General features: G+C 60.9%; 24 protein-coding genes. 12 read left to right on the forward strand and 12 right to left on the reverse strand.

Annotated elements, in window-relative coordinates; genetic code table 11:
* Window positions 1–101: 101 nt before the first annotated feature.
* Window positions 102–566: a glycine zipper 2TM domain-containing protein gene (locus ABIE16_RS04870; RefSeq protein ID WP_057716111.1), complete on the reverse strand. Its 465-nt coding sequence runs from the start codon at window positions 564–566 to the stop codon at window positions 102–104.
* A 165-nt stretch (window positions 567–731) separates the two neighbouring features.
* On the opposite strand from ABIE16_RS04870, the gene ABIE16_RS04875 reads away from it, so the two are divergent.
* A complete protein-coding gene (locus ABIE16_RS04875) occupies window positions 732–968 on the forward strand; it encodes a hypothetical protein (RefSeq protein ID WP_046041257.1) in 237 nt (78 codons plus the stop codon).
* Between the two features lie 5 nt (window positions 969–973).
* On the opposite strand, the gene pdxH is transcribed toward ABIE16_RS04875, so the two are convergent.
* From pdxH to dinG, 5 genes are all read right to left on the reverse strand, one after another.
* Complete coding sequence (pdxH, locus tag ABIE16_RS04880) at window positions 974–1,621, reverse strand: pyridoxamine 5'-phosphate oxidase (RefSeq protein ID WP_429520646.1); 648 nt, start codon at window positions 1,619–1,621, stop codon at window positions 974–976.
* Window positions 1,622–1,645: 24 nt separating this feature from the next.
* Window positions 1,646–2,653, reverse strand: a complete 1,008-nt coding sequence (locus tag ABIE16_RS04885; RefSeq protein ID WP_429520647.1) for an OmpA family protein — start codon at window positions 2,651–2,653, stop codon at window positions 1,646–1,648.
* 113 nt (window positions 2,654–2,766) lie between these two features.
* Window positions 2,767–3,912 (reverse strand): serine hydrolase domain-containing protein, encoded by a 1,146-nt coding sequence (locus ABIE16_RS04890; RefSeq protein WP_429520648.1) that lies wholly within the window; start codon window positions 3,910–3,912, stop codon window positions 2,767–2,769.
* A gap of 211 nt (window positions 3,913–4,123) precedes the next feature.
* Window positions 4,124–6,616, reverse strand: coding sequence for a beta-galactosidase (locus tag ABIE16_RS04895; RefSeq protein ID WP_429520649.1), 2,493 nt, complete (start codon window positions 6,614–6,616; stop codon window positions 4,124–4,126).
* A 96-nt stretch (window positions 6,617–6,712) separates the two neighbouring features.
* Window positions 6,713–8,857, reverse strand: coding sequence for an ATP-dependent DNA helicase DinG (gene dinG, locus ABIE16_RS04900; RefSeq protein WP_007992389.1), 2,145 nt, complete (start codon window positions 8,855–8,857; stop codon window positions 6,713–6,715).
* Window positions 8,858–8,956: 99 nt separating this feature from the next.
* Between dinG and ABIE16_RS04905 the strand changes: the two genes are divergently transcribed.
* Window positions 8,957–9,421 carry a CopD family protein gene (locus ABIE16_RS04905; RefSeq protein ID WP_340316516.1) on the forward strand — a complete coding sequence of 155 codons (465 nt, stop codon included), beginning with the start codon at window positions 8,957–8,959 and terminating at the stop codon, window positions 9,419–9,421.
* Window positions 9,422–9,593: 172 nt separating this feature from the next.
* Here the strand turns inward: ABIE16_RS04905 and ABIE16_RS04910 are convergent, their stop codons facing one another.
* The 4 genes from ABIE16_RS04910 to ABIE16_RS04925 all read right to left on the reverse strand — a co-directional run bounded on the left by ABIE16_RS04910 (window position 9,594) and on the right by ABIE16_RS04925 (window position 12,260).
* A complete protein-coding gene (locus ABIE16_RS04910) occupies window positions 9,594–10,352 on the reverse strand; it encodes a collagen-like protein (protein ID WP_429520650.1) in 759 nt (252 codons plus the stop codon).
* Entirely contained in the window at window positions 10,345–10,623 is a 279-nt protein-coding gene (locus tag ABIE16_RS04915) for a DUF1145 domain-containing protein (RefSeq protein ID WP_057716119.1), read from the reverse strand. The genes ABIE16_RS04910 and ABIE16_RS04915 overlap by 8 nt, the downstream gene beginning before the upstream one ends.
* Before the next feature lie 148 nt (window positions 10,624–10,771).
* Entirely contained in the window at window positions 10,772–11,479 is a 708-nt protein-coding gene (locus ABIE16_RS04920; RefSeq protein ID WP_218495055.1) for an OmpA family protein, read from the reverse strand.
* Window positions 11,480–11,570: 91 nt separating this feature from the next.
* Window positions 11,571–12,260 carry an OmpA family protein gene (locus ABIE16_RS04925; protein ID WP_090453529.1) on the reverse strand — a complete coding sequence of 230 codons (690 nt, stop codon included), beginning with the start codon at window positions 12,258–12,260 and terminating at the stop codon, window positions 11,571–11,573.
* Window positions 12,261–12,449: 189 nt separating this feature from the next.
* Here ABIE16_RS04925 and ABIE16_RS04930 point away from each other — a divergent pair, with 189 nt between their 5' ends.
* The 4 genes from ABIE16_RS04930 (at window position 12,450) to ABIE16_RS04945 (ending at window position 14,219) form a co-directional block, all read left to right on the forward strand.
* Window positions 12,450–12,947 (forward strand): DUF6231 family protein, encoded by a 498-nt coding sequence (locus ABIE16_RS04930; protein WP_090453527.1) that lies wholly within the window; start codon window positions 12,450–12,452, stop codon window positions 12,945–12,947.
* A gap of 4 nt (window positions 12,948–12,951) precedes the next feature.
* Window positions 12,952–13,428 (forward strand): YchJ family protein, encoded by a 477-nt coding sequence (locus ABIE16_RS04935; RefSeq protein ID WP_057716123.1) that lies wholly within the window; start codon window positions 12,952–12,954, stop codon window positions 13,426–13,428.
* 87 nt (window positions 13,429–13,515) lie between these two features.
* On the forward strand, window positions 13,516–14,010 hold the full coding sequence (locus ABIE16_RS04940) for an LEA type 2 family protein (RefSeq protein WP_090453523.1): 495 nt from the start codon (window positions 13,516–13,518) through the stop codon (window positions 14,008–14,010).
* The gene (locus tag ABIE16_RS04945) at window positions 14,007–14,219 is read left to right on the forward strand and encodes an SEC-C metal-binding domain-containing protein (RefSeq protein WP_015093814.1); all 213 of its coding nucleotides are present in this window, start codon (window positions 14,007–14,009) and stop codon (window positions 14,217–14,219) included. Before ABIE16_RS04940 ends, ABIE16_RS04945 begins: the two co-directional genes overlap by 4 nt.
* A 156-nt stretch (window positions 14,220–14,375) precedes the next feature.
* On the opposite strand, the gene ABIE16_RS04950 is transcribed toward ABIE16_RS04945, so the two are convergent.
* Window positions 14,376–14,933, reverse strand: a complete 558-nt coding sequence (locus tag ABIE16_RS04950) for a cysteine hydrolase family protein (protein WP_150812934.1) — start codon at window positions 14,931–14,933, stop codon at window positions 14,376–14,378.
* A 194-nt stretch (window positions 14,934–15,127) separates the two neighbouring features.
* Here ABIE16_RS04950 and ABIE16_RS04955 point away from each other — a divergent pair, with 194 nt between their 5' ends.
* The 6 genes from ABIE16_RS04955 (at window position 15,128) to ABIE16_RS04980 (ending at window position 22,128) form a co-directional block, all read left to right on the forward strand.
* The gene (locus ABIE16_RS04955; RefSeq protein ID WP_429520651.1) at window positions 15,128–17,578 is read left to right on the forward strand and encodes a penicillin acylase family protein; all 2,451 of its coding nucleotides are present in this window, start codon (window positions 15,128–15,130) and stop codon (window positions 17,576–17,578) included.
* A 352-nt stretch (window positions 17,579–17,930) separates the two neighbouring features.
* Complete coding sequence (locus ABIE16_RS04960; RefSeq protein ID WP_057716127.1) at window positions 17,931–18,713, forward strand: transporter substrate-binding domain-containing protein; 783 nt, start codon at window positions 17,931–17,933, stop codon at window positions 18,711–18,713.
* A gap of 56 nt (window positions 18,714–18,769) precedes the next feature.
* Entirely contained in the window at window positions 18,770–19,498 is a 729-nt protein-coding gene (locus ABIE16_RS04965; protein ID WP_057716128.1) for an ABC transporter permease, read from the forward strand.
* Entirely contained in the window at window positions 19,495–20,205 is a 711-nt protein-coding gene (locus tag ABIE16_RS04970) for an ABC transporter permease (protein WP_057716129.1), read from the forward strand. The genes ABIE16_RS04965 and ABIE16_RS04970 overlap by 4 nt, the downstream gene beginning before the upstream one ends.
* A gap of 26 nt (window positions 20,206–20,231) precedes the next feature.
* Window positions 20,232–21,350 (forward strand): succinylglutamate desuccinylase/aspartoacylase family protein, encoded by a 1,119-nt coding sequence (locus ABIE16_RS04975; RefSeq protein WP_429520652.1) that lies wholly within the window; start codon window positions 20,232–20,234, stop codon window positions 21,348–21,350.
* A 13-nt stretch (window positions 21,351–21,363) separates the two neighbouring features.
* Entirely contained in the window at window positions 21,364–22,128 is a 765-nt protein-coding gene (locus ABIE16_RS04980) for an ABC transporter ATP-binding protein (protein WP_057716131.1), read from the forward strand.
* A 132-nt stretch (window positions 22,129–22,260) separates the two neighbouring features.
* On the opposite strand, the gene ABIE16_RS04985 is transcribed toward ABIE16_RS04980, so the two are convergent.
* Entirely contained in the window at window positions 22,261–22,470 is a 210-nt protein-coding gene (locus ABIE16_RS04985) for a hypothetical protein (RefSeq protein WP_008052149.1), read from the reverse strand.
* Window positions 22,471–22,487: the final 17 nt, after the last annotated feature.

The following is a 22,487-nucleotide window of genomic DNA, read 5'->3' on the forward strand; positions in this document are numbered from 1 at the left end:
ACCGCCATAACGGCCGGCATCAATCAGGACTCACCTGAGCTGAAAAACAAAAAACCCGATCAGTCACCTGATCGGGTTTTTTGTTTAGCCGGTGTTTGCGCTTAGTGCGAAACGCGGCTGGTGCCATTCACACTTGCGATGCGCACACGTTCGCCAACACGGAACACTTCGTTCGGCTGAACTTCCTGAACGTAGGCGCGCATGCTGCCATCGTCTTCGCGCACGGTGATTTCCACACCCTGGGTGCGGGTCAGGCCTTCTTCAGCGGCTGAACCGAGCAGGCCACCGGCCACGGCACCGATAACCGCTGCAACGACGCTGCCTTTGCCGCCACCGATGGCACTGCCGCCAACGCCGCCGACCACTGCACCTGCAGCGCCGCCGATCGGGGTTTTGGTGCCTTCGATTTTCACCGGGCGCAATGCTTCGATGGTGCCCATGCGAACGGTCTGCACGCGACGCGCCTCGTCACGGGAGTAGGAGTCACCGGTCAGGCTCGATTGGCAACCAGTGAGCAACATCGCCATCGTGGAAAAGGAAGCAACCAGCAGAACAGACTTACGCATAGCATCAACTCCAAAAAAACAGTTGTTCATTAAACTCCGCTGCTTGACGCCTGTCACGGCATCGCCCGGGTAAAATTGGTTTGATTCAGGCTCCGTTAAGGTGCTTCCACGAACTCACACAGTAGCGGCAAATTCGCAAAGCCGCCCCACTGGCCAAGGATTTCCATGGATTACTTTATCATCGTCGTCACGACTGTTGCCGGTTTGTACTTCCATTGGTGGCTGTACGTGCGGATCAAACGCTGGATGGACCGCGACCTGGCGCTAGCGCTGGCGGGCAAGGACGAGCAGAAAAAAGCCTTCATGCTCGAACGATTGGCGAGTGCTCAGGCGCAGAAGATCAAGCGTCGAGACCTGCCGAAGTGGCTGGAGGCCGCTGCGGCAGGCTATCCCGATCGGTAGACTGCTCAGGGTGCCAGACGTTCAAGAATCCAGTCGGTGCCCTGCTGGCGGTAATTGAGGCGGTCGTGCAGGCGGCTTGGGCGACCCTGCCAGAATTCGATGCGTTCCGGCAGCAGGCGATAACCACCCCAGTGTTCCGGGCAATGGGGCTGGGTGTCGCTGAAACGTTGCTCGGTGTCCTTGAGCAGCGCTTCGAGCTCGCTACGATCGGCGATCACCTGGCTCTGCGGCGACGCCCAGGCTCCCAGGCGACTGCCCAGTGGACGAACCTGATAGTAGGCGTCGGACTCTTCAGGCGTCACCTTCACCACCCGCCCTTCGATGCGCACCTGACGCTCGAGCGCCGGCCAGAAAAACGTCATGGCCGCGAACGGATTCGCGGCCAGATGCTGGCCCTTGGCGCTTTCGTAGTTGGTGAAAAAGGTGAAGCCCAGTTCGTCCAGGCCCTTGAGCAACAGAATGCGACAGTGCGGTCGACCGTCCTGGTCAACGGTGGCCAGGGTCATGGCGTTGGCTTCCACCGGGACCTGTTCGGTTTTCACCGCGTCGGCGAACCATTGGTGGAACAACGCAAACGGCTCGGCCGGGGCTTGTGCCTCGGTCAAGCCATCACGGGTGTAGTCACGACGCATATCAGCCAGGCCCTGGGTCATGGCGCATTCCTTTTGGTTAACGAATCACTGCTTTGCAGTATCAGTGGCGGCGACTTTCTTGTCAGCCGTCGAGGCTTTGGCTGGCGTGGTCTTTTTTGCCGGCGTTGCGGTTTTCGCAGGTGTTTTCTTGGCCGGGGCTTTTTTCGCCGGAGCTTTTTTCACCGCTGGAACCGCAGCCTTTTTAGTCGTAGGGGCCGGAGTCACAGGCTTGGCGACCGGCTTGGCGTCCGCGGCAGCAACCATGCTTACCGGGGCTGGAGCCGGCATGTTGTACTTGCTCAGCAGCGCAACCATGGTGTTTTGCGGGGTCACCAGCAGTTCCACGCGACGGTTCAACGCACGACCTTGCACGCTGTCGTTGGCGGCACGCGGCGCATCACCGCCCAGGCCACGCAGCATCAAGCGATCACGCTGCAAACCACTGAGACGGAAAATCGCCGCAACGGCCTGGGCACGCTCCTGGCTCAGTTTGACGTTGGCAGGCACAGCGCCGGACGTATCGCTGTGGCCGAGGATCAACACAGCGGTCTTTGGATCGGCTTCAAGGATCTTGGCAACGCGGGTGAACGGACCGAGCGTGACCGGCAGCAGCATGGCCGGACGATCAGGGTTGAACGAGCCTTCGACCGGCGCAGTCACCACCAGCACGTTTTCGCGGCGCTCGAGTTGCATGTTGCTGCCCTTGACCGCCTCCCGCAGACGCGGTTCATAGTCGTCAAGCCAGGCCTGGGTGACTTTCGGGTCGGGCATCGGCACAGCCTTGGCGGTGCTCTGCTCGCTACCGCCGAACGGCCAGTACCACTTGCTGCCGCTATCGGTTCCGGCCTTGGCCACCGCAACCGGTTTGACTTCAGGTTTCACCTCCGGCTTGGCCACAGGCTTGCCGGCACTGTCGTCGGAACTGAACGGCCAGTACCAGTGGCTGCCGCTTTCAGTCTTGGCGACAGGTGCCGTCACGTCTTTCTGTGGAGTCTGTGCGCAACCGGTAATAGCGAAGCACAGGGCCAAGGCGAGGGTTTTATTGGATGACATTGGATATCCACAAGAATGAAGTCAAAAAAATCAGGCCACATTGGCCGGTATAAACAAACACTTTGAAACTGAAAAGGTTATCGGGTTCCAGCCCTGGAACCCGATAGCCGTTTTTACAGACAAGTGGCCAGAGCCCGCACCAGCTTTTGCGCACGCGGGTCCATCAAGACGTACGGCCCCAGGGTATTTGTCACAAATCCGAAAGCCACGTCGTGCTCCGGGTCGGCAAAACCGATGGAGCCGCCGGCACCCGGATGACCGAACGCCCGCGGGCCAAGGCCGAAGGTGGCATTGGCAACGTCCGGTTGATCGAGCATGCAGCCCAGACCGAAACGGGTCCGGGTCAGTAAGGTCTTGTCCTCGCCGAGGCTGTGCTCGCGGGTCAGTTCATCGAGCATTTCGCTTTCCAGCAGGCTGCCGTCGAGCAGGCCGGCATAGAACCCGGCCAGGCTGCGGGCATTGCCATGGCCATTGGCGGCCGGCTGTTGCATGCGTCGCCACTCGGGCTTGTTGGTGCTGGTCATGATCGACGGAGGGTTAGTGAACGCCCGGGTCGTCATGGCCGCTGGCTCACGCATGGTCACTTGCAGCAGGCGCTGGGCGGCGGCATCGCCGACATTGCCCTTGCCCCGCGCAATGTGGGCCACGCGATGGAACTCCTCGTCGGCCAAGCCCACATGGAAGTCCAGCCCCAACGGTTTGGCGACCCGCGCGACAATGGATTCACCCGGCCCACGACCGTCGGCACGGCGCAGCAATTCGCCGATCAGCCAGCCATAGGTGATCGCCGCGTAACCGTGGCCTTCGCCCGGCGTCCACCACGGCGTTTCGGCGGCCAGGGCGTCGACCATGGTTTGCCAGTCGTAAAGGGCTTCGGGGGCCAGTAACTCGCGCAATGCCGGAAGGCCGGCCTGATGGCAGAGCAGTTGACGCAAGGTGACGGACTCTTTGCCGGCAGCGGCAAATTCGGGCCAGTAGCGCGCGACCGGGGCATCCAGTTGCAGCTTGCCTTCGGCCACCAATTGCAGCGCGGTGACGGCGGTAAAGGTCTTGGTGCAGGAGAACAGATTGGCGATGGTGTCGCTGTGCCAGGCCTCGCTCCCGTCCTTGTCGGCAGTGCCGGCCCACAGATCGAGGACGGTTTCGCCGCCGACCTGAATGCACAACGCTGCGCCACGTTCCTGGGGATCGTCGAACAGCGCCGCGAACGCCTCTCGCACCGCCTCGAACTTAAGCTCGTAATGACCCTGAATCTGCACCCGCAACTCCCCGGATTAACGCTCTACAAAGTGGCGGGCATTGTTCCAGCCCTTGAGGGTTTTGGGAACAGGATTGGGCCGGGCGGTTGTGGCGAGGGGGCTTGCCCCCGTCGGAGTGCGTAGCGCTCCCAAATTTTTCGGCCGCTGCCGAGATTTTGGGGTTGCTACGCAACCCAACGGGGGCAAGCCCCTCGCCACAGAGTTTCAGCTTTTAATGGCCTTTGCCGGAGTGCCCGCCAGCACCCTTCCCCGGCCCCTTGCCGGCGTCGGCCTTGCGGCCGCCCTCGGCGTCGTGGCTGGCTTTGTCGGCGGCGGCCGCAGCCTTCTCGGCCTCTTTGCCCAATTGCTCGACTGTCGCCAGGTTACTTTTGCGCACGTTGTCGACAAAACCCTGGAACGGCAGATCAGTGATGCCCACCAACCCGAAGTGACCGTTTTCGCCGTCAAGCAGGCGCCCGGTGACCGGTTGATCGAGGTACTGGAACCAATGCACGCCAACAATCGACGGCTCGCTCAATGCCTGCTTGAGGAAGTTGGCGTACGCCGGACCGCGGTCTTCCTCCTTCACCAAAGGCGTAACGCCGCCCCAGAACGGGCCACGATCAGCCGAGCCGAAATTGAACTCGGTGATCAGTACCGGTTTGTCGAGACTGCGCAGCCTGGCGAAGTCGTAACCATCCTGGGGTTGCAAGGTGTACATGTTGAAGCTCAACACGTCGCAATACTGGGCGCAGGACTCCACGGCCTCCGGCGTGCTGATGGCGAAACGGCCGCCGAGCAATAGCTGGTTCGGTGCGTGCCACTTGAGCGAGTCGGAGATGGTCTTGAAGTAAGTGTCGGCAAAGACCTTCTGGAAGTATTTGAAGTCGGCTTCGATTTCCGGGTGCTCGGCGCTTGGCAACGGCGGCACGAATCCCGGATCCTCCATCAGTTCCCAGGCCGCCAGATCGATGCCCCAGGCTTTCGACAAGCCAGCCTGATTGCGGTACTTGTCACGCAGCTGCTTGAGGAATGCGCGCTTGGCCGGCACGTCGGTGGTCATTTTCAAGGTGCCGTAGGCCAAGGCATACCGGGCTTTCGGGTCATCCCCGGGACCGGCCCAGGCCAGTTCGTTGTCGGCGTAGTAACCGATCAACCACGGATCGTCACGATGATCGCGGGCGGCAATGGCCACGGCACGTTCGGTGGCCATGGCGAAACGCGGGTCGAAGGGGTCGGGCATGCCGCCCCACCAGTCGGTACCGGTGCTGATGCTGGCGTAGTCGCCGACGATCGACAGCGGCAAGGTGTAGGGCACGCGATCAGCGTCGCCCAATACGGGTGCGCTCCAGTTGCCAATGGTGTTGAAGCCCCAGGCCTGCAAGCGATCAAGGGTGTGACTGGCCCAACGTTGCTCGTCGAACAGCGGTTTGCACGGTTCGGCGGTTTTTTGCTCGGCGGCTTTCGCTACCGTCGCTTCAGTCCTGGCCGCTTCGGCGACACCAGACTCGGCAGTTGCTGGCACTACAGATTGCTCCGCCGCCTTGGCCGCGGTCGCCTCAACTGCATCCGCCTTGGCCGCCGCGGCGACGCCCGCTTTGGTATCGCTGCCCTTAACACACGGGTCGCCATACAGGCGCTGCAGGTTGGCACCGTAGAAGTCGTACCAGCGACCGGCATTGTAGCCACGCCCTTGATCGGCACCGTTGCCGCCACGGTTGTCGCCTTCGCCGTAGTGGCTGGCGAGTGCGTCATCTGCTTTGGGCAGGGATTCGAACATCCACTCACGACCGGCAACGTAGGTCGGGTTGACGTCTGCAGCGACGGTGTTAACCCCGAGCGAATAAAACGGATGGCCTTGCGGCGTCACCAGATACCAGCGTCCATCGCGTTTCTCGGTGCGGAAAAAGCCACTGGCCTTGAAGGACGGGCCTTTGGTCAAACCACCGAACTTGTCCAGGGAGGACTTCTCGCGCTCGGCCAGCCAGGTTTTCAGTTGCTGCTGCTCCTTGCTGGCGGCGCTTTTCAGTTGTTCGTCACTGCTGATTTTTTCCGGCCATTTGTTTCGGGTCGACTGGCCGTAGGCATCCACCAACCCGCCATACACGGCGTGGGTTATCGATTCACCGTCCTGCACACCAAAGCGCTCCAGCAGGATGCTTTGCGCGGCTTTGGGCTGGTCCATCGACAGGCTCACCGACACCACCCGGCTGCGATCCAGCTCACCGGCGCTGCTGGCCAGCAACACTCGCTGCCCCTCAACGGTCATCGGCATCGGCGGGCCAGCCTTCATGCCCTGGCTCAGCGGTGATGTCGCTTGCAAAGGCACCAACAGGGTTTGCGCAGGCCCCGCCGGCAGATCGACGCGGCTGACCAGTGTCTTGCCGTCGTTGCTCTGGATGGTCACGTACAGGGTCAAGGCCCAGTTCATGGCGCTCTGGATCCGCAGGCTCATGACGCCCGACTGCGACCAGTCCCAGGCGCCGCTTTGCGGGGTCAGGCGCAACGTCGGCCGGGCGACCGGGTTGAATGTCACCCGGCGCAGCACTTCGCCCTCGGGGGTTTGCTCGGCGTTGGATTGCGGCAGGCTGGCGTCCTGAGTCGCCACCTGGACCACGTCGGCGGGGCGCACAAAGTTGAACAGCGTCTGCTGGCTGGCCGGGGCGGCCAACAGCGGTGTTGCGAACAGCATGGCAAAAACAGCAGGCAACGAACGGCAAATCATGAGAACGAAATTCTCCCTAACGACCTTCAATGGGCCAGTGGAAAAGCGATGGCAGAGAGATAGACAACGCGGTGGGCAAAACTGCCCACCGGTGATTCAGGAAATTTCTCGACGGAACGGCGGCAACGCATTGAGGATGGCTTTGCCATAGCGCTGGGTCACCAGGCGCCGGTCGAGCAAGGTGATGGTGCCGCGGTCTTCTTCGGTGCGCAGCAAGCGACCGCAGGCCTGGACCAGTTTCAGCGAGGCGTCCGGCACGGAGATTTCCATGAACGGATTACCGCCCCTGGCTTCGATCCATTCGGCCAGCGCCGCTTCGACCGGATCATCGGGTACCGAGAAAGGAATCTTGGCAATGACCACGTGCTCGCAATAGGCGCCGGGCAAGTCGACCCCTTCGGCGAAGCTCGCCAGGCCGAACAACACGCTGGAATCGCCGCCATCGACCCGCGCCTTGTGCTTGTTCAGGGTTTCCTGTTTCGACAGGTTGCCCTGGATGAACACTTGCTTGCGCCAGTCGCGGTCCAGGCCGTCGAACACGTCCTGCATCTGTTTGCGCGAGGAAAACAGCACCAGCGTGCCCCGCGAGCCTTCGACCAGCTCAGGCAAATCACGAATGATCGCGGCGGTATGCGCCGCTGCATCACGGGGATCGGCGTTCAGGTTCGGCACCCGCAACACACCGGCGTCGGCATGATGAAAGGGGCTTGGGACCACGGCGGTCACGGCTTTTTTCGGCAGGCCAGCGCGCATGCGAAAGCGATCGAAGGTGCCGAGGGCCGTCAAGGTCGCCGACGTCACCAGGCAGCCATACGCCACGTTCCACAGGTTGCGCCGGAGCATTTCCGCCGCGAGGATGGGGCTTGCATTGACCTCGATATCGAACAGCGAGCCGCTTTCGGCCAGGGTCAGCCAGCGCGCCATGGGCGGGTTGTCTTCCGGGTCTTCGACGGTGAAGGCGGTCCACAACTCCCAGTTGCCGGAAGAACGCGACAACAAGCTGCCGAACAGCGGATACCACTCCTCGGCCTGGTTGCTGGCGATGCCAATGTTGACCTCGCCGTCCATGCCCTCCTTGAGCAACTCGGTCAGGCGGGTGAACAGATCGGTCAGCCGTGCGAAGCCTTTCTTCAGCTCGATGCCCATTTCACGCATGTGCTCGGGAATCACCCCGCCGACGAATCGGTGACGCGGGCGCTCGCGGCCTTCGACGTCTTCGCCGGGCTTGAAATCGGCAATCTGCTCGCACGCGGTGAACATGAACTGCTGCTGGGTCTTGATCTCCCGCGCCAGTTCCGGCACCTGCTCGATCAACTTGCCCAGGTCCCCCGGCAATGGGTGCTGGGCCAGAAGTTTGGTGAGGTTCTTGGCGGTGGTTTCCAGCCAGTCGGCGGTGGAGCGCAGGCGCGTGTAATGGGCGAAGTGGCCGATGGCCTTGTCCGGCAGGTGATGGCCTTCGTCGAACACGTAGATGGTGTCGCGCGGGTCCGGCAGCACGGCGCCGCCGCCCAGGGCCAGGTCGGCCAGTACCATGTCGTGGTTAGTGACGATCACGTCGACCTTGCCCATGCCTTCGCGGGCCTTGTAGAAGGCGCACTGGCCGAAGTTCGGGCAATGACGGTTGGTGCACTGGCTGTGATCGGTGGTCAGGCGCGCCCAGTCGGCGTCTTCCAGGGCGGTAGACCAACTGTCGCGGTCGCCGTCCCACTTATTGCCGGCGAGTTTTTCGATCATGCTGGTGAACAGCTTCTGACTGGCCTCGTCGACCTCGATCTTGAAACCTTCTTCTTCGAACAACTGAGCGGTGGCGGTCTGCGCGTGGCCTTCCTGGAGCAACATGTCGAGCTTGGACAGGCACATGTAGCGTCCGCGTCCCTTGGCCAGGGCGAAGCTGAAATTCAGCCCGCTGTTGCGCATCAGGTCAGGCAAGTCCTTGTAGACGATCTGCTCTTGCAGGGCCACGGTCGCCGTGGCGATCACCAGGCGCTTGCCGGCGGCCTTCGCCGTGGGAATCGCCGCCAGGCTGTAGGCCACGGTCTTGCCGGTACCGGTGCCGGCTTCCACCGCGACAATCGCGGGGTCGCCACTGCGCCGGCCTTCGTCGTCGGTGTCGATGTCACCCAGGACCTTGGCGACTTCGGCGATCATCAGGCGTTGGCCGTAGCGCGGCTTGAGGCTCTTGGCTTCGAGAAAACGCGAGTAGGCGCCCTGGATCGTGGTTTTGAGTTCAGTGCTGATCATGGATTGTCGGGCGCAAAAAACGCTGGATAAATTTTCAGTAGTTCGGTTCGGTCGCTATCATACCCCGCTAATGAATCCCGCGCAGAACGGAGTAACCCAATGACACCTTTTAGCCTCATTTATAGCCTGCACCTACTGGCGGCCCTGGTCTGGGTCGGCGGCATGTTTTTCGCCTGGATGGTCCTGCGCCCCGCCGCGATCAAGGCACTTGAAGGCCCTGCCCGGCTGAAGCTGTGGGTTGAAGTGTTTCAAGGCTTTTTCCGCTGGGTCTGGGTGGCGGTGGTGCTATTGCCAGTCAGCGGCGTGGGCATGCTGCACATGCAATTCAACGGTTTTGAAGCCGCGCCGCGTTATGTGCAGGTGATGATGGGCTTGTATGTGGTAATGACCGCGCTGTTCATCCGCATTCAGGCGCTGATGCTGCCGGAACTGCGCACCGCCGTGGCCGAGCAGGATTGGCCAGCCGGTGCAGCGGTGCTGGGACGGATCCGCAAGTTGGTGGGGATCAATCTGCTGGTAGGGTTGGCTTTGGTGGTGATTGCCGCGGCCCGGCCTATGCTTTGATTCTGCCGAACTTTTGTGGCGAGGGGGCTCGCCCCCGTTCGGCTGCGAAGCAGTCGTAAACCAGACACCACTAACCTTCGCGATTGCCGGAAATGGGGCCGCTTCGCGGCCCAACGGGGGCAAGCCCCCTCGCCACAGACAAGCCCCCTCGCCACAGGGCTTTCGGCGCTTCTTACAACCGCTGCACAGTCACCGAACCAGCGGCACCTTCAGGCCCAGGCTGACCATCAGCCCCGGGTTTACCGCTCTTGCCACCATCGGCCTTGTAAATCAGGCAGCCCTTGGCCTTGCCACCCGCGCCCGGTTTGCCGCCCGGGCCGGCCAGGCCACCGGCGCCGCCAGCCACCTGAACCTTGATCCGGTCTACCGGGAAGTCGTGCGGCACTGCCAGTTTGACCAGCGCCCCCGGTGCTCCCGGCTGACCATTGCTGCCATCGCTGCCATCGGCACCGCGACCGGCCTGACCCCATGTGCAGCCCGGTTCCTGGCCGTTACCCCCATCAAGACCAACGAACCCCGGTGCACCCGCACCACCGCGAGCATCAACGGTCAATTGCGCTGCGTTCAGTGTCTTGATCTGCAAATCAAGGCTGCGCCCGGATCGAGCGGCCTTCTGGTAGGTCCCGGGTGAGCCACGGGAGGTGATCTGGCTGCCTTCGGACAAATCAGCGCGACGGACCTTCAGCGCCAGCGCCTGTTCCCCCGGCACGATGGCAATGCGCGCTTCACGCCCCAGATGCAATTCACCCACGGTGACTTCGGTGACGTTCGAAGGAATCAGCAAGGTGCCGTAATCGGCCACTTCCAGACGTTCCAGTTGCAGGGCGCTGGCGGTGTTGGGCAAGCGCATCAGCGAGTTGGGTTCGACACTCACCACCTGTGCGCAGGCCAATGGGCTGATGAGTGCGGCGAGCAGACAGAGTTTACGCATGGGAAGCCTTCGAAGCGGTGGGGGCTGGAATGGTTTGCAGGTGGAATACGCCGAAAATGACGATCTTCAGGCGGTCAAGCCAGGGATGGGCGCGACCTCGAAGGCTGCGATAGCACAGCAACGCTTCCAGAAGATGGATGAACCCCAACAGGCCGCCGGCCAGGTTGACCAACGGGTGCAGCGGAAAGACAAACGGTGTGAGCAGATTGACCAGCACTACCGCCCAGAACAGCAAGGTCAGTAATCGCCCCAGTCCCCATATGAATTTCATACGCGCCCCCGATGAGAATTATTGTTTGCGCGCACAGTAACGGCTTCCACGCGGGATAAGCCAGAGGGCAACGGAAAATTCTTCATGGAGGCCGCCGAACGGCCGTCGCAGCGATCACACCAGTCGCTCGACGGCTCTATCTCTTGGCTCAGCGGTTTATATGCAGTTCCACGCGACGGTTTTTCGCACGGCCTTCTTCTGTTTCGTTGTCGGCAATCGGTTGGCTCTCGCCCTTGCCTTCGCTGGTGATTTTGTTCGGCGCCACACCCTGGCTCAACAGGTATTCCGCCACGCTGCTGGCACGCCGCTCCGACAAGGCCTGGTTATAGGCATCCGAACCGACACTGTCGGTGTGGCCGACCACCTTGATGCTGACCACATCGGCATCCTCGAACTTGCTCATCAACGCATCCAGTTGACTCTTCGCCGTCGGGGTCAGCTCGGATTGATTGAAGACAAACAGTACATCGCTCAGAGTAATGACTTCGGATTGCGCAGGCTCGACCTGGACGCTGTCCGGGTACTGCGGCACCACGCAACCGCGATGGTCGACCGGGGTATTGGCAGGGGTATCAGCGCAACGGTCGCGTCGGTCGAAAACGCCGTCGCCATCTTCGTCGCCATCCTGGGCATAGCAGATCAAGCCGCCGGACAAGATACCCAGCGCCGCCCCACCCCCGGCCCAGGCACTACTCTCGATTGCGCCCAGACCACCACCGACCAGACCGCCGATGAGGCTGCAAATTGGCCAGGTGCGTTGATTGAGGGGGGCGGTGCCATCGCTGTGGGTCGCGCAGCCGGTCAAGAGGCTGCCAAGTAGCAGAACCGGCAAGACGGTCCTTGTGAGAACGATCATGTTGAAAGCTCCTGTGTCCCCGGCCAATACCGGTTACACAGGAGTAAAGACCCGCATCCGCGACTGCACAAGGCGCGGATGCGAGGGGGGCCTAACGCTGGATTTTGATTTCGGTACGGCGGTTCTGTGCACGACCGTCAGCGGTTTTGTTGTCTGCAACCGGCTGGCTTTCACCGGCACCGACAACCGACACGAAGTTGCTGCGAGGTACGCCTTGATCGATGAGGTATTCAACCACCGAGTGGGCGCGTTTATCCGACAGTTTCTGGTTGTAGGCGTCGCTACCCACGCTGTCGGTATGGCCGGTTACGGTCAGTTGAGCAGTCGGGGCTTCGGCTTTCAGGCGAGTGGCAATCTTGTCGAGTACCAGTTTGTCGGACGAGGTAAGCGTGGCTTTATCAAACTGGAAGTGGACATCGCGAATGACGATGGTTTCTTCCTGGACCACAACCGCTTCTTCGACCACAGGCGCAGGTGGTGGGCAACCGTTGGCATCGACTTGAACGCCTTTAGGCGTGCCTGGGCACTTGTCGCGACTATCCGGCACACCGTCGCCGTCTTCGTCGCCATCACCGTGCACCCAGCAATAAGCCGCTGCCGTACCGCCGACGAGCAGAGCACCATACCCTGCCCATGCCGAGCTTTCGGTCGCTCCGAGGCCCGCACCCACGACACCACCAACAGCCGCACAGGTCGGCCAGTCGGTTTTCTGCAAACCTGCGCAACCAGTCAAGACACTGGTTAGCAGAACCAAGGGTAATACTGTCCGAACTATGCTCATCTAGTTTTCTCCTGAAGGATCGGCTTAGAACCGATTCAGGTAGTAAAGACCCGAGTTTTAAACTCCGCCAGCAATAGGCCATGCTGTTTATTCGCGTATTAACGGCAGCTTGGCGCTTTTGTCGCCAAGGCGCTCTAGGCCCGAACGTAAGGGCAGGCTAGTCTTGGCAGATCTGATTGAGGATCTTCGATGACTGCAGGTATTTCTTCACGCACGCCACAACAGGCACTGGCCGCGCTACTCGACCGATATGCCCCAGCACGTCTGTTGTTGATCGGCGCCAGCGAGTTCCCGGCACTGGAGGCTTTCAAACTCGCTCACCCGGACAGCTGCGTCGCTTTCGCCGCCCCCGGGCCGTTGCCCGACGAGTTGGCGGCCCGCCGTTTCGACCTGGCCCTGGTGGTCGATTGCCTGGAGCATCTGCCCAAGCGCGACGGCCTGAACCTGCTGGGTGGCATCCGCAACCTCAACGCCAGCCGCATCGCGGTGCTGGCGGATCTGCCGGCCTGTGGCTGGCAGGAAACCGACTTTTTCTCCCTGGCCCTGCAAGCCAGTGAACGCTTCCAACGGGACGAACAGGTCCTGACCCTGTTTACCTACGATCTGCTTGAATACAAACAAGTCCCCGACTGGCTCAATTCGCGCTTCTGGGCCAATCCGGAAAACTTCGGGAAATACTGGTGGTAATGCAATGAGTACATCCATTTGCCCTTGCGGCAGCGGCACCCTGCTCGACGCCTGCTGCGGTCACTACCATGCCGGACACCCGGCGCCGTGCGCGCAAACCTTGATGCGCTCACGCTACAGCGCCTATGTGCTGGGGTTGGTCGACTATCTGGTGGCCACCACCCTGCCCGCCCAACAGGCCGGCCTGGACCGTCAATCGATCAGCGACTGGAGCGCGCAAAGTACGTGGCTGGGCCTTGAGGTGGAAAGCTCCGAAGTGCTGGGCGGCCAGCCTGAACACGCTTTCGTGACCTTCACCGCGCGCTGGCACGACAGCAATGGCGAGCACAGTCATCGAGAGCGCTCATCCTTCGTACAGAACGCCGGGCGCTGGTATTTCATCGACCCGACCGTGCAACTCAAACTCGGGCGCAATGATCCTTGCCCGTGCGCGAGTGGGCAGAAGTTCAAGAAGTGTTGTGCGGGGTACTTCAGCAGCTAGTACATGGAATGACTGACCACCACGCAGGAGCTGTCGAAGGCTGCGATCCTTTGGGTCTAGACTGGAGCTCAAGGGAGAAACACCACGATGATCATCCGCCGCTGCGCACTCTGTCTGCTCACCTTGTTCCTGACACTGGGACTCGGCGGCTGTGCCTCGTGGTTCGACGACGACTTGCCGGACCCCGAGGTCCATCTGGTGAAGATCGAGGTGGTCAACGCCAAACTGCTGGAACAGAAACTCCTCCTGCATTTTCGCATCGACAACCCCAACGACAGCGACCTGACCGTGCGCGGTCTGGAGTACCGCGTTCACTTGGGCGACATACTGCTGGCCGACGGCGAGTACGAACACTGGTTCACCATCAGCCCCAGGCACAGCGCTTACTTCAAGGTACCGATCCGCACCAACCTGTGGTCCAAGGTCCGTGATCTGGCCAAACTGCTGAAAAAATCCGATCAACCCATTCCCTATCGTCTGGAAGGTGAACTGGAAACCGGTATATTCATCACCCACTACGTGCACCTGACGCGCAATGGCGTGATAATCGCCGCCGATTTAATTCCGGAGCAACACCGATGACCCAGCAACCCCATGTCCACGGCCCTGACTGCAATCACGATCATGATCATGACCATCACCACCATGATCACGACCACGGCCATGTCCACGGTCCGAACTGCGGCCACGCTCACCAGGAACCGGTGCGCAATGCCCTGAAAGACGTCGGCCGCAACGATCCGTGCCCATGCGGCAACGGCAAGAAATTCAAGAAGTGCCACGGCGCTTGATGCTTCGGGCGAAGACTTGCTTCGCCTGTTGAATCGCAATCCTCTCCTGTGGGAGCGAGCTTGCTCGCGATGACGGCAGCACATCAACTATCAATGTGTCAGTCAGACCGCTATCGTCGGAACGCCGCCCGGAGCAAGCTCGCTCCTACAGGTTTTTCAGTCAGCCGTTAATACACATGCGGTGCTGACCACCGTCGCATACTCACCGTGCAAATTCCCCAGCGACATCGCATGCACCACTTCGGCGCTATGGGCTTGGCCAAAGAAATCAGCCTTGTCGAAGGTAAAGCACGCATCCTCGGCCACCCACGTATCAAACCCCAGGTTGCCCGCGGTACGCGCCGTGGACTCCACCGAGTTGTGGGTCGCGACACCGACGATGATCAACTGCCCGATCCCCGCCTCGCGCAACTGCGCCTCCAGCCCCGTCGAACAAAACGCATCCGGCACCTGCTTCTGGATCAAGCGTTCACCGGCCATTGGCTCAAACCGTTCCTGAAACTCCACCCCCGACTGCTGCGGCCAGAATACCGAGTCCTCCGAGCGCGACAGGTGCTGCACATGGATCACCGGCCTAGCGGTGCATCGCCAATGGCCAAGCAAGTCCAGCATGCGCGCTTCGGCCTCTGGATTATTCCTGCGGCCGAGCCTGGGATGCAGGATGCCTTTTTGTTGATCGATGATGATCAGTGCCGCGTTTGCCTTGAGCTCCATGCCGACTGTTCTCCTGGATTGTTGAGCGTTTCGCACTTCAACATCTCCCATTGCGACTGACAAGACTGCGATCTTTCCGGTTTATCAGACAAATCCTGAAATAACCTTGTACCCCGCTTGCGCGGCCACCTCCCGCTCACTAACGTAGCGCCTTTATTGCGCGCCGCCGCCTCTACCCCCGCAGGAGCTTTGCCATGGCCTCGCCAGCCCTTACTCATTTTCTACCCCGGTTCGGCGTTGCCGCAGCAGTGGCCGGTGTGTTGAGCCTGACCGGTTGTCAGAACTTCAACGCCCAGGACACCCTCCCGCCGACCTCCGGCGTACAACCACTCAAGGGCCTGGCGCAGAGCGTTTCGGTGCGCCGCAATGCCATGGGCATGCCGCTGATCGAAAGCAACAGCTTCCACGACGCGCTGTTCACCCTCGGTTACGTGCATGCCAGCGACCGCATCACCCAGATGGTCACCCTGCGCCTGCTGGCCCAGGGCCGTTTGGCCGAGATGCACGGTGCGGACCTGCTGGATGCCGACCGTTACATGCGGGCGGTCAACCTGAAGAAAAGTGCTGGCGAGCTGTACAAGGCCTCTTCACCGCGCCTCAAGCGTTTCTTCGAAGTCTATGCGCGCGGGGTCAACGCCTACCTGTTCCGCTACCGCGACAAACTGCCGACGGATCTGGCAGCCACCAGCTACAAGCCTGAGTACTGGCAGCCGGAGGATTCGGCGCTGATTTTCTGCCTGCTGAACTTCAGCCAGTCGACCAACCTGCCGGAAGAAATTTCCTCGCTGGTACTGGCCCAGACCGTCACCACCGACAAACTTGCATGGCTGACGCCGTCGGCTCCCGACGAAAAACTGCCGGTCGCCGAAAGCGAAAAACTACAAGGCCTCAAGCTCAACGGGCAAGTGCCGGGGCTGACCGAACTCAGCAAAGCCACAGGCCAACTGTCGGACCTGAACCTGCTGGGCGCCACTTCGTCGAACAACTGGGCCATCGCCCCGCAACGCAGCCGCAGCGGCAAGAGCCTGCTGGCCAGTGACAGTCATGGCCCGCTGGGCGTGCCTTCATTGTTCAGTTACGTGCAGATTCGCACGCCGAAGTATCAGGCATCCGGCGTGACCATCGCGGGTCTGCCGATGGTGCTTGGAGGTTTCAACGGCAAGGTGGCGTGGAGCATGACGTCCGTGATGGGCGACAATCAGGACCTGTTCCTGGAGAAGATCAAGCGCCAGAGTAACGGGCTTACCTACGAAAACGCCGGGAAGTGGCAGCCGGCGATCGTGCGCAACGAAACCTATTTCGTCAAAGGCCAGCGGCCGATTCGCGAAGCGGTGTACGAAACCCGCCATGGCCCGCTGCTCAACAGCGCCCAGGGCACCACGCTGGCCAATGGTTTCGGCCTGGCCTTGCAGACGCCGAACTTCACCGACGACAAGACCCTGGACGCGCTCTTCGACCTGTCCCGCGCCCAGAGTGTCGAGAAAGCCTCGGACGCCAGCCGCGAAATCCGCGCCATTGCGATGAACCTGGTGTTCGCCGACGCGAATCACATCGGCTGGCAAGTCACCGGTCGTTACCCGAATCGCCGCGAAGGCGAAGGCTTGCTGCCCTCGCCGGGCTGGGAAGGTCGATACGATTGGGACGGTTACGCTGACCCAATGCTGCACCCGTACGATCAGGACCCGGCTCAGGGCTGGCTCGGCACCGCCAACCAGCGAGTCATTCCCCATGGCTACGGCATGCAGCTGTCCAATTCCTGGGCCGCTCCGGAGCGCGGCGAGCGCCTGGCCGAACTGGCCGGTGCAGGCAAACACGACAGCCGCAGCCTGATCGCCATGCAATACGACCAGACCACCACCTTCGCTGCCAAGCTGAAGAAAATGTTCGAAGCGCCGGGTATGGCCCAGCCACTCAAACAAGCCATGGACGCCTTGCCGGCGGCCGATCGCGCCAAGGCACACGAAGCCTACAGCCGCTTGATGGCGTTCGACGGCAAGCTCGGCCCGACCTCCACCGATGCGGCCATCTACGAACTGTTCCTGCAGGAAAGCACGCGGCAGATCTTCCTCGATGAACTGGGCCCGGAAAGCAGCCCGACGTGGAAAGCTTTTGTCGCCGACGGCAAGTTGTCCTACGCGACCCAGGCCGATCACCTGCTCGGGCGTGAGGACAGCCCGTTCTGGGATGACGTGCGCACCGCACAGAAAGAGGACAAACCGGCCATCCTCGCCCGCAGCCTCGCCGCCGCGATCAGCGCCGGCGACAGTCAGTTGGGTGGCGATCACAAAGCCTGGCAATGGGGCAAACTGCATCGCTATGAATGGAAAAACAGCAGCGGCCAGACCGTACGCGGACCGTTGCCGGCCGGTGGCGATCACACCACTCTCAACACCGCCGCCTTCGCCTGGGGCCAGGACTTCAACACCACGCTGGCGCCAGCCATGCGCTTTATCGTCGACTTCGGCCAGTCCGAACCGCTGATGGCGCAGAACGGCACCGGCCAGTCCGGCAACCCGGCCAGCCCGAACTACCTCAACAGCATCGAGCCGTGGTTCAAGGGCCAGTACATGAGCCTGCCGATGCAGCCGCAGAACTTCGACAACGCCTATGGCAAGGCGCGGTTGACGCTGACACCCGGTAAATAACCCAGCCCTTTACTTGCCCGCGATAGCGGTCTGACATTCAAAATAGAGGTTGAATGTTGAATCGTAATCGCGGTTGCGCTGACTCAAGGACAAGTCATGTAACGAGGTGGAGTGCCCGGCCCTGCGAAACCTGCTCGGTCAATCCGTTCTTTTGTGGCGAGTTGATTTGGTGCACCCATTTCCCTGCGCCCGTTTTCGTGCATAAATCTGTCTCCGGCCATTTCCAAGTAACTAAATAAAACGCTTGTTCGGCACTCTGGTTCGGAAATTGCTACTTTCAACAGGTCTTACGCTTTCCAGTAACAATAATTCTGCGCCACAAGCGCTCATATTGGTTTTTAGGGATTGAATAATGAAAAAAGCATTGCTGACCCTTTCTGCACTGGCGTTGTGCATGGCTGCTGGTTCCGCCATGGCGAAGGAGTACAAAGAACTGCGTTTCGGCGTTGACCCTTCCTACGCACCGTTCGAATCGAAAGCGGCCGATGGCAGCCTGGTAGGCTTTGACATCGATCTGGGGAACGCGATCTGCGCCGAACTGAAGGTCAAGTGCAAGTGGGTCGAGAGTGACTTCGATGGCATGATTCCGGGCCTGAAAGCCAATAAATTCGACGGTGTGATCTCGTCGATGACCGTTACCCCGGCCCGTGAAAAAGTCATCGACTTCTCCAGCGAGTTGTTCTCCGGCCCAACCGCCTACGTGTTCAAGAAAGGCTCCGGCCTGACCGAGGACGTCGCTTCGCTGAAGGGCAAAACCGTAGGCTACGAGCAAGGCACCATCCAGGAAGCCTACGCCAAAGCCGTTCTCGACAAGGCCGGCGTGAAAACCCAGGCCTATCAGAATCAGGATCAGGTGTATTCCGACCTGACTTCCGGCCGTCTCGACGCAGCGATCCAGGACATGCTGCAAGCCGAACTGGGCTTCTTGAAGTCACCAAAAGGTGAAGGCTACGAAGTCAGCAAGCCAGTCGACAGCGAACTGCTGCCTGCCAAAACCGCTGTCGGTATTAAGAAAGGTAACACCGAGCTGAAAGCACTTTTGGATAAAGGTATCAAAGCGTTACACGATGATGGCACCTACGCCACCATTCAGAAGAAACACTTTGGCGATCTGAATCTGTACAGCGGCAAATAATGCCCGGCGCCCATCTCTCGATGGGCGCTTTTTTCATCCGATCAGGTTGCTGATTTATGTTCGAAACCTTATTAGAAAATCTGGGGCTCTCTGCCTTCAGCCTCAAGGGCTTCGGTCCGCTGCTGATGCAAGGTACCTGGATGACGATCAAGCTGTCGGCGTTGTCGCTGTTGCTGGCCGTGCTGCTCGGGCTGCTCGGCGCCAGTGCCAAGCTGTCAAAAGTCAAACTGATGCGCGTGCCTGCCCAGCTCTACACCACACTCATTCGCGGCGTTCCGGACCTGGTCCTGATGCTGCTGATCTTCTACAGCCTGCAAACCTGGCTGACCTCGTTTACCGATTACATGGAATGGGAATACATCGAGATCAACCCGTTCAGTGCCGGGGTCATCACCCTGGGCTTCATCTACGGTGCGTATTTCACTGAAACCTTCCGTGGCGCGATTCTCGCCGTTCCGCGGGGTCAGGTCGAAGCGGCCACCGCCTATGGCCTCAAGCGCGGCCAGCGTTTCTGGATTGTGGTGTTCCCGCAAATGATGCGTTATGCCTTGCCGGGTATCGGCAACAACTGGATGGTGATGCTCAAGGCCACGGCCCTGGTGTCGATCATCGGCCTCGCCGACCTGGTCAAGGCTGCCCAGGACGCCGGTAAAAGTACCTATCAGCTGTTTTATTTCCTGGTGCTTGCCGCGCTGATCTACCTGGTGATCACCAGCGCGTCCAACGTCATCCTGCGCTGGCTCGAACGTCGTTACTCCGCCGGGACCCGGGAGGCCGTACGATGATCGAACTCCTGCAGGAATACTGGAAACCCTTCCTCTATAGCGACGGCAACAACATCACCGGCCTGGCCATGACGATGTGGCTGCTCAGCGCTTCGATCTTCATCGGTTTTATCGTGTCGATCCCGCTGTCCATCGCCCGTGTATCGCCGCACTTCTACATCCGTTGGCCGGTGCAGTTCTATACCTACCTGTTCCGTGGCACGCCGCTCTATATCCAGCTATTGATCTGTTACACGGGGATCTACAGCCTGGCCGCCATTCGGGCCCAGCCCGTACTGGACGCGTTCTTTCGCGATGCGATGAACTGCACGATCCTGGCCTTCGCCCTGAACACCTGCGCCTACACCACGGAGATCTTCGCCGGGGCCATCCGCAGCATGAACCACGGCGAAGTCGAAGCGGCCAAGGCTTACGGCCTGACCGGCTGGAAACTGTATGCCTACGTGATCATGCCATCGGCCTTGCGTCGCTCGTTGCCGTACTACAGCAACGAAGTGATCCTGATGCTGCACTCGACCACCGTGGCCTTCACCGCGACCATCCCGGACGTGCTCAAAGTTGCTCGGGACGCCAACTCGGCGACCTTCCTGACCTTCCAGTCGTTCGGCATCGCCGCGCTGATCTACCTGACCGTCACTTTTGCGCTGGTCGGCCTGTTCCGCCTTGCCGAACGCCGATGGCTGGCCTTCCTCGGGCCGACCCACTAGGTCTCAACCTGCTTCAGGAACAACAGATGCGCCACCAGAAACATGACCTGCTGGCCCCGCTGCCGGGGACCGCGAGACAGATCCACAGCTTTCACTTCGGCCCTCAATCGGCCAACGGCAAGATCTACATCCAGGCCTCCCTGCACGCCGACGAAATGCCCGGCATGCTGGTGGCCTGGCACCTCAAGCAACGCCTGGCAGAGCTGGAAGCCGCCGGGCGCCTGCGCAGCGAAATCGTGCTGGTGCCCATCGCCAACCCCGTGGGCCTGGAACAGGTGCTGATGGATGTGCCGCTGGGTCGCTACGAGCTGGAAAGCGGCCAGAACTTCAACCGCTGGTTCGTCGACCTCAGCGAGGAAGTCGGCAACGCGATCGAAGGCAAGCTCGGTGACGATCCGCAGCACAACCTGCAATTGATCCGCAGCAACCTGCGCGACGCGCTGGCCCGGCAGACCGCCGGCACCCAATTGCAATCCCAGCGCCTGACCCTGCAGCGACTGGCCTGCGACGCCGACATGGTGCTCGACCTGCATTGCGATTTCGAAGCGGTCGCGCACCTCTACACCACACCTGAAGCCTGGTCGCAGGTCGAGCCGCTGGCCCGTTACATCGGCGCCCAAGCCAGCCTGCTGGCAACCGATTCCGGTGGCCAGTCGTTCGACGAATGCTTCACCCTGCTCTGGTGGCAATTGAAGGATCGCTTCGGCGAGGAGTTCGACATTCCGCCGGGCAGTTTTTCGGTGACCGTCGAACTGCGCGGTCAAGGCGACGTCAATCACCCGCTGGCCAGCCTCGATTGCCAGGCACTGATCGATTACCTGATCCATTTCGGCGCGATCGCCGGCGAACCCGCGCCCCTGCCCGACCTGCCCTATCCGGCGACACCGCTGGCCGGTGTTGAGCCGGTGGCCACGCCCGTCGGCGGCCTGCTGGTGTTCACCGCGCGGCCGGGCCAGTACCTGGAAGCCGGGCAACTGATCGCCGAGATCATTGATCCGGTCAACGATCTGGTCACTCCCGTTCATTGCGCCACAGCCGGGCTGATGTACGCCCGCTCGCTGCGCCGCATGGCCACTGCCGGCATGGTGATCGCCCACGTCGCGGGCACCGAAGCCTATCGCAGCGGCTATCTACTTTCGCCTTGAGGATGCACGCCCCATGTACAAATTGACCATCGAAGGCCTGCATAAAAGCTACGGCGACCATGAAGTCCTCAAAGGTGTTTCGCTCAAGGCCAAAACCGGCGACGTCATCAGTCTGATCGGCGCCAGCGGCTCGGGTAAAAGTACCTTTCTACGCTGCATCAACTTCCTGGAACAACCCAACGATGGCGCCATGAGCCTCGACGGGCAGAACATCCGCATGATCAAGGATCGTCACGGCATGCACGTGGCCGACGCCAATGAACTGCAGCGGATTCGCACCCGCCTGGCCATGGTGTTCCAGCATTTCAACCTGTGGAGCCACATGACGGTGCTGGAAAACATCACCATGGCGCCGCGCCGGGTGCTGGGCTGTGACAGGAAAGAAGCCGAGGATCGCGCCCGGCGCTACCTGGACAAGGTGGGGCTGGCCCCCCGTGTGGCTGACCAATACCCGGCATTCCTGTCCGGCGGTCAGCAACAACGGGTAGCGATTGCCCGCGCACTGGCCATGGAGCCGGAAGTCATGCTGTTCGACGAACCGACTTCGGCGCTGGACCCGGAACTGGTGGGTGAAGTGCTCAAGGTGATCCAGGGCCTGGCCGAAGAAGGCCGGACCATGATCATGGTGACCCACGAAATGAGCTTCGCCCGCAAAGTGTCGAGCCAGGTGTTGTTTCTGCACCAGGGCCTGGTGGAGGAAGAAGGCGCACCGGAAGAAGTGCTGGGCAATCCGAAAAGCGAGCGGTTGAAGCAGTTCCTCAGCGGCAACCTGAAGTAACACCTGACAAAAAACCTGTGGGAGCGGATTTGCTCGCGAATGCGGTCTGACATTCAACATTTGTGTTGTCTGGCACACCGCTTTCGCGAGCAAGCCCGCTCCCACATTTTTTGATCTGTAGTGTCTGGATTATCAGACTACTGGCGCAGGCGGCGGCTCATCCGGCAGCGTAGGCTCGCCCGGCTCATTAGGCTGCTCGTTCGGGGTATCAGGATCAGGCTGGCCGGGAATACCCCCTGCCATGCTGACGGGCGGGTGTGCCAACAAGGACCAGGCCAGAACGCCAACCTGATTGGGTTCAAGCCTTGCCAGTTCGGCACTGATTCGCGGATCGATCTTCATTCGGCACTCCTGAGCGA

This window comes from Pseudomonas sp. 2725, assembly GCF_050434585.1.
GTDB classification, from domain to species: Bacteria; Pseudomonadota; Gammaproteobacteria; order Pseudomonadales; family Pseudomonadaceae; genus Aquipseudomonas; species Aquipseudomonas jessenii.